The sequence below is a fragment of the Streptomyces sp. NPDC002309 genome (assembly GCF_053593375.1).
Genome location: NZ_JBSFCI010000091.1, coordinates 1 through 5,784, shown reverse-complemented (window position 1 = coordinate 5,784; position 5,784 = coordinate 1). Strand labels below are relative to the sequence as shown.

Here is a 5,784-nt window from a genome sequence, read left to right as displayed (position 1 = left end):
CCCTTCCCTCATGCCTCCGCACCAGCGATCTCACCCGATCCAGGGCCCCGTTCGAAGCCGACCGAGCACGCGAGCGGATAGAGAACAGCCAGTTACCGTGCCCCACCACAGCCACGAGGAGTTCCAGCACGAGTGGCGTGCCTTCGCTCTTGCCCAGCTCGGCCGCGTCGAAGAAGCCATTGCCGTGGTCGAAACCCACCCCAATCCGTGGACCGACCCCCGCATCGTAAGAGCCGGTCTCCTGAGCACCGCCGGCCACCTTGCTGAATCCGCGGCAGAACTGCGGGACCTAGGCACCATCGAAGCGCGTCAGGAACTGTTCGACGTTCTGGTCCGGCAAGGGCAAGCAGCCGAGGCAATCACCATCCACCCCACAGTCGCCGAACAGCGTGCCTCCAAGGCAAAAGCCGAATCCGCCCCTCTCAGGGAGGACGGGTACTCCGTGGAGTCCCCCTTCTAGCGTGGCGCTGTCACGCCCACATCAGGAGCGATGCGAGAGTGACGGCCGCCTTGTAGGACTCGGTAGTCCTGTCGTATCGGGTGGCGATGCCACGCCACTGCTTCAAGCGGTTGAAGCACCGTTCCACGACGTTGCGGTGCTTTCCTGTATTTGGCCACCGTCATCGACCTGGCCTCACGCCGCCTGGCCGGATGGGCGATCGCGGACCATATGCGCACTGACCTCGTCACCGACGCCCTGTCCGCCGCCGAGCGCACCCGCGGCAGCCTCGCCGGAGCGGTCCTGCACACCGACCACGGGGTCCAGTACACCAGCCGGGTCTTCGCAGACGCCTGCCGCCAGGCCGGCGTCAGCCAGTCCATGAGCGCGATCGGCAGCTCGGCGGACAACGCGCTCGTCGAGTCCTTCAATGCGACGTTCAAACGCGAGACTCTTCAGGGCCGAAAGCACTGGTCCAGCGAACGCGAGGCCCGTCTCGACGCGTTCCGCTGGCTCAACCGCTACAACACCCGACGCCGTCATTCCCACCTCGGACAACGGAGTCCCATCGCCTACGAGGCAGCCCTCGACACAACATCAACTACCCTGGCCCAAGCCACATAGCCCGTGTCCAGGATTCCGGGTCAAGGCCCGGGTCAAGGCCCGATGTCCGTTCTCAGATCCTCAGGATCCAGTGTCTCGTGTGTCCGGGCATAGCCAGGACGCCACCGCTCATCCTCGGCTAAAGGACGTGAAGCAACGCAAGCCCCCGGGAGTGCCTCGGGGGCAACCGTGAAACTCAACCGCCATTTACGCCGTCCGTACGCGTTTGGTACGCGAAACGTGCGCTTCACGCTAGGGTCGGGGCAGGAGGTGCTGCATGTCCGAGCTGTTCGACGCGGTCGACGCGCTTATCGCGTCCCGCTCCCCGTTGCCGCCCCCGGCGGAGCGCAAGCGGCTGCGCCAGGCGCACGGGCTGACGCTGGACGAGGTGGCCGCCGCACTGCAGGTGCGGCGCGCGACGGTCAGCGGCTGGGAAGCCGGCAAGACCGAGCCGCGGCCGCCGGAGCGCGATGCATACGCCCGCATGCTCAAGCAGCTCGCCCAGCTCTACCCCGCCAACGCGCCGGTGCCCCCTGAGGACACGGCGGTCTCCGAGACGCCTGCCGTTGCGGCCGCTCCTGCGCCATCGGCAGCCGAACAGACCCAAGCCCGCACCGGCCCTACAGGCCCAACTGCGCAGCTTGCTCACGCCGCACACCGCTCCGCAGGCCCTGCCGCTGTGCCGCATCCGGCGGCCACGACAAGGCCGACGTCGCGCCGCCCGCACGCGAAGAAGGCGGCCCCCGCCGGCAGCCCAGCCGCCGGCACCGACGCGCGGTTCGAGAACGGGCCGCTTGCGGTCGTCGACGTCGACGCAGATGGTCAGGTGCTGGCGTACTGCGTCGGCGGCCTGGTCCTGGACGTACCGGCGAAGTCGCTTCCCGCGATGGTGGAGTGGACGCTTGGCGAAGGGCGGCTCGGTCAGCCGAAGTTGTCGGGGCCGGGCAAGGACGCCGACCCGCTGATTGTGCTGACCGAGACCGCGTGCGAGCACTACGGCCTGCCGGTGACGCTCACCAGGGAGGAGCGCCTGGCTGGCCGGCTGTCGGAGGGCCATAAGGTCATCAAGCAGCTGACGCGCGCGAACTGGCAGCTGACGAAGCGCGGGTTCGGGCCGTGGGCGAGGATCTACCGCCCCGCGCAGGGCTCGGAGCGATCTTGTGTGCAGTTGTGCATCCCTGCGTGGGATGCGCTCGACACCCGGCACTGGGCCGACGCTGCCCAGCTTCCGCCGGCCGAACTCGCGCGGCTGCTGGGCACGTACGCGGCCCGGGTGATGACACCGCGCGGCTCCACCGCCGTGACCGGTCTGGAGCTGATGACCGCCCTGCATCCGCCGACCCGCGCCTCCGACCCCGATGAGACGGGGAAGCGGCACTCTGAGCACAACCCCGGCTCGCTGGGCAAGGATCCGGTGGACTGCGCGCCGTGCGAGGCCCCCGACGGGCACCCGCTCCTCGTTGATCTGCCGCGCTTCCACCAGCGCACCCCGGCCGAGGTCCTGGTGGAGGAGGCGTACGACTGGGCTCGCCCGCTCACCGACGCCGAATGCCTGCGCCCCCACCTGGTGGGCATCGACGTGAACATGGCCTTCGCCGCTGGCGCGAACGGCCTCACGGTCGGCCTGGGCGCGCCAACGCATGTCAAAAACCCCGTCTTCGATCCGAAACTGCCCGGCTCCTGGCTGGTCGACCTCTCCCACGTCGACCTGTCCCGCGTGAAGGTGGCCAAGGACAAGTGGACGGAGCTGGACGGCGAACTGCTGCCCAGCCCGTTCACGCCGAAGGGTGAGCGGCCGACAGGCCCGGCCTGGTACGCCACGCCGACCGTGGCGTACGCGGTGGAGCTGGGCTACGACGTGCGCCCGGCCGAGGCGTACGTCCGCCACGACAACGGCCGCTACCTGGACGCCTGGTACAACCGGCTGCGCGATGCCTACATCGCCACGATGGCCGACCTCGGCGTGCACGCAGACCTGCCGCCGGAAGAGTTCCTGAAGGCGATGGACGGCTACCGGCAGCGTGACCCCCAGCTGGCGATCGTGGTGTCCGCGGTCAAGGCGACCGTGAAGGGCGGTATCGGCAAGCTGCGCGAGCGTCCCCGCGGGGAGGGCTGGAAGCCCGGGCAGCCGTGGCGGGCCCTCGCCCGGCCCACCTGGCGCCCGGACATCCGAGCTGCCGTCATCTCCCGCACCCGGATCAACATGCACCGCAAGATCGTCAAGCACGCCGCCTTCACCGGCCAGTACCCGGTGGCCATCCTCTCGGACTGCGCCGTCTACGCCTCCGACGGGCCCTCCCCGCTGGACTTCCTGCCCTACCGGGACGGCAAGCCGCTGCCGGGCGGCTTCAAACTCGGCGTGAACCCGGGCCTGGTGAAGTGGGAGGGCACCCAGAGCGTGCTGTGGGGCGAGGGCGTCCGCGAGCAGTTCAACGCTCCCGATCTCAACCTTGCCCGGTACATCAAGGACGGCACCGTCACCGACGTCGACAACGGGGAGTAGCAGGCGATGAGTGTGTTCGGCAACGGCCTGGACGCCGCGGTGCAGAAGGCGTTCACCCGCCCGGTGCCCAAGAGCGCGCCCGCGCAGATGCGGTACCTGGTCAAGCAGCTCAAGAGCACCAGGGCGGTTGCCCAGATGCTGCGCGTCTCCCAGCGCACGGTCGAACGGTACGTCAAAGCCCAGATCAAAAAGCCCCGTCCGGACCTCGCCGCCCGTCTGGAGAACGAGGTGATGAAGCGCTGGCAGCCACAGATCCGCGCCCAGGCCCGGCAGAAGGCGGCGACCACCGACGGCATCGTCATCGACACCCGCGCCCGCATCGGCTACACCGCACCGATCGGCACGACGGACGAGGACCGCCTCCGGCACCTGACGGTCGCACTACCGCCCCGCTTCGCCGCCCGCCTCTTCGCCGCCCAGGAGCAGGGCGCCAGCGACCAGCAACTTCAGCAGATCGCTGCCGAAGCACTCAGAGAGGTGTACTTCCAGGACAACGGCCGCCGCGCCGGCCAACTGGAGGAGGTCCGCTTCACCGACATCGAGCACTTGGAGTTCGATCTCTGACTCACCGATGTCTGGAAAGTCCGGGGCAGGCTGTGTGACCAGGGCGTACTGTGAGCGCGCAGGAGGGACGATGAGGCTCAGCGCGGCACACGTGACGAACTACCGCTCGGTCATCGATTCGACCGAGTTCGAGGTGGAACCGGACAAGACGATCGTGGTGGGGGCCAACGAGGCCGGGAAAACCGCCGTCCTTCGATCGCTGCAGCAGGTGAATCCGCCGACGGACCAGCGGGATGGCCTGGATGCCCTGCGGGACTACCCGAGGTCGCGATACACCGAGCTCGACACGGGCGGTAAGCAAGCTGGCGACGTTCCGGTCGCGCGGGCGACGTTCGCCCTGGACGAGGACGACATTGCGGCACTCCATGATGTCGACGCTGACATGTTCGCCGACGCCAAGACGTTCGTGCTGACGCGGTACCTCGACAATCACCGCAACTGGGACCTGCCTGGCGTCATCCGGAGCGTGCAATGGAAGGACTGATTGTGGCTGCGGGAAGCAGCAACGCGTGATGGTGAGTTCCAGGAACGCGTGAAGGAGTTCGGATGCAGAAATGTCGGCGAGTTCTGGCGGCACCAGAGCCCGGCAAGGGCTGAGCCCGGTCTCGGCGGCATCCCTGGCCCTTACGAAACCCGGTCATGACCGATGATGTGCTCAACTACCCTCGATCCGGGTCCTTCACGGGCCCGGAAATGAGGGAGGACGGAATGGAGACGCTGGAACTTCGTCGCGCAGTTGAGGCAGGTCGGGCAACCGCTTCGGAGCTGGGCTTCCAGGTCGACGATGTGATCGTCATCCACAACTCGGACCGCGTCGTGCTGCGCCTGGTCCCGTGCGGTGTTCTGGCTCGGGTCGCGCCTTCGGAGCATCTGGCTGCTTCTGAGTTCGAAGTAGAGGTTGCTCGCCGTCTCGCCGACGTCGACGCTCCGGTGGCTGAGCTTGAGCCTCGGGTCGAGCCCCGAGTCCATGTGCGTGATGCCTTCGCCGTCTCGCTCTGGACCTACTACGAGCCTGTGGGATCACAGATCGCGCCGGCCGACTACGCAGACGTACTCATGCAGCACCACGCCGCTCTGCGCCAGATCGATCTGGGAGCACCGCATTTCACCGATCGAGTCGCTGGGGCGCTGAGCGAGGTGAACGACCGCGAGCAGTCCCCTGCGCTGCCCGATTCTGACCGGGAATTCCTCAGCAACACACTCGGTGGCCTGAGCGCCGCAGTCAGCATCGGGAAGGCCGGCGACCAGTTGTTGCACGGCGAGCCGCATCCGGGCAACCTGCTGAACACGAAGAGAGGGCCGCTTTTCGTAGACCTCGCCACGTGCTGCCGCGGGCCGATTGAGTTCGACCTCGCCCATGCACCCGAGGACGTCGGAAAGCACTATGCGGGTGCTGACCTCGACCTGATTCACCAGTGCCGCGCCCTGAACTGGGCGATGTTCTCGGCCTGGCGCTGGCGCCGAAATGACCAAATGCCCGACCGGGACCACTGGAGAGTGGAGGGGCTCAACCGGGTTCGTGCTGCACTCGATCGCTGCGAACTGGGCTGAACTCGAGTCCGATGAGCTGGAGCGGGGACCGGGTGAAGTTTCCCCAAGGCCGGGTAGTTAGCGTTTTCGCAGGTCACGCAAGAGGTGCCGTTTCCTGTGTGATGGCCGTGTAGCGCCCCGTGCG

The 5,784-nt window shown here is 67.6% G+C and carries 5 protein-coding genes and 2 pseudogenes; 6 read left to right on the top strand and 1 reads right to left on the bottom strand.

The features are described from left to right. Positions 1-97 precede the first annotated feature (97 nt). Positions 98-460 (top strand): hypothetical protein, encoded by a 363-nt coding sequence (locus tag ACWCPM_RS34435; protein WP_450980202.1) that lies wholly within the window; start codon positions 98-100, stop codon positions 458-460. Between the two features lie 10 nt (positions 461-470). Here the strand turns inward: ACWCPM_RS34435 and ACWCPM_RS34430 are convergent. Beyond that, a pseudogene (locus tag ACWCPM_RS34430) lies at positions 471-602 on the bottom strand (transposase); the annotation flags it as partial. On the opposite strand from ACWCPM_RS34430, the pseudogene ACWCPM_RS34425 reads away from it, so the two are divergent. From ACWCPM_RS34425 to ACWCPM_RS34405, 5 genes and pseudogenes are all read left to right on the top strand, one after another. Then, positions 596-1,063 (top strand): annotated as a pseudogene (locus tag ACWCPM_RS34425) (transposase); the annotation flags it as partial. The pseudogenes ACWCPM_RS34430 and ACWCPM_RS34425 sit on opposite strands and share 7 nt — an antisense overlap. Before the next feature lie 256 nt (positions 1,064-1,319). Further along, complete coding sequence (gene tap / locus ACWCPM_RS34420; protein WP_450980201.1) at positions 1,320-3,545, top strand: telomere-associated protein Tap; 2,226 nt, start codon at positions 1,320-1,322, stop codon at positions 3,543-3,545. Positions 3,546-3,551: 6 nt separating this feature from the next. Then, positions 3,552-4,109 (top strand): telomere-protecting terminal protein Tpg, encoded by a 558-nt coding sequence (gene tpg, locus ACWCPM_RS34415; protein ID WP_450980200.1) that lies wholly within the window; start codon positions 3,552-3,554, stop codon positions 4,107-4,109. A 70-nt stretch (positions 4,110-4,179) separates the two neighbouring features. Beyond that, positions 4,180-4,593, top strand: coding sequence for a hypothetical protein (locus tag ACWCPM_RS34410; protein ID WP_450980199.1), 414 nt, complete (start codon positions 4,180-4,182; stop codon positions 4,591-4,593). A 224-nt stretch (positions 4,594-4,817) separates the two neighbouring features. Then, complete coding sequence (locus tag ACWCPM_RS34405) at positions 4,818-5,660, top strand: phosphotransferase family protein (protein ID WP_450980198.1); 843 nt, start codon at positions 4,818-4,820, stop codon at positions 5,658-5,660. Positions 5,661-5,784: the final 124 nt, after the last annotated feature.